This window comes from Staphylococcus sp. EG-SA-2 (genome assembly GCF_017152085.1).
The window spans coordinates 1-1,325 of sequence record NZ_JACYHC010000801.1 but is presented as its reverse complement, the minus strand read 5'-3'; the positions used below and the strand labels follow the sequence as shown (position 1 = coordinate 1,325).

Sequence of the window (1,325 nt, the reverse complement as noted above, 5' to 3'; positions counted from 1 at the left end):
CCACCACCTGGATTTGTATCCTCTTCATATTCAACAACATCAGCGTGATGTTTTGAATTTTCATGTGTCGATTCTTCAAAGTCAATTGGATTTGATTCCTCAGAGGACTCAGTGTATCCTCCAACGTGACCCGCTTCACTATCCACAGCAGTATGGTAATCGATATCAATAGCTGATGAATCCGTTTCTTCTATTGTTTCAATATACCCATCAACATAACCACCCTCACCATCTATAGCTGTGTGGTAATCAATGTCAAGCGGTGTATTGTCTTGATTTTCTTCTGTTTCAATAATTTGCTTGGCATCGTACTGCCCGCTCATAGTTCCTTTTGCAGTATCTTCTTTATATTCAAAATCATTATCTTGAATAATTTGTCCATTTTTACCATTGCCGTCAGCTTTATTGCTATATAAAACTAAACCATTATCCCAAGTTAAACGATATCCCCCATAAACATAGTAAGATTTATATGCTCGTTCTGGATACCCATATAATTCAGTTCTAAAATTAACCTGATCTGACCCTTGCAAATATTCACCTGTATAATGAATGACATACGTTTTATCCAACTTATCTAAATTCAATGAGTAACTACCATTGTCTTGCACACTCAATTTTCCATTCATTTCCTTTGTTACATCTTTGAATTTGTTAGTATCTGATGTATTTGCATAAACACTTTGTGGCAATTCATCTTTTTTCCCTAGATATTCATATACTTTAACAGTAGGTTGTCCACCAGCTAAATTACTACCTTCAGTCAACGTCCCTGTTACTGATACAGTGTTTGACTGGTTTCCATTCATTGGCTTAATATAAGCTATATGTGTAAATTTATTAGATTCTTTATTAAATGTTTCAATTGATCCATTTACATTTGTATAACTATTGCTAACACCTGGATTATAAACAACTGGTATTGTTTTTTCTGTTTCTTCACCATTTAATTTAGAAGTAATCTTTTGTTCTCCATTGCTTTGTACAGTTTTAGGGTCAATAAATAAGTTGATTTCTAAATTAGCTGTTACCTCTACCTTGTGTTCAATTTCGTTAGTAAATGTATATCTTATGTTACCATTCCCTAAGATCTCACCTGTAGCCATTACAACTGAGCCATTTTTAATCTCTGGTACCTTTCTAGCTGTTGAAACCCCATAAGTATTTACATTATTTGATAATGTAAAATCAAAATAATCTCCTCTTTTTAATCCATCTGCGAATTTCAATTTGTATTTCAATACGACACGTTGACCAGCATGTGGCTCTACTTTATTTCCTTGAGGTGCCTCAATAGAACCACTTTCTACTGTAACTTTACTTGT

Annotated in this window: 1 pseudogene; it reads right to left on the bottom strand. The window is 33.7% G+C overall.

The window, feature by feature from the left end:
• Window positions 1-1,325 (bottom strand): annotated as a pseudogene (gene fnbA, locus IDG60_RS14580) (fibronectin-binding protein FnbA); the annotation flags it as partial.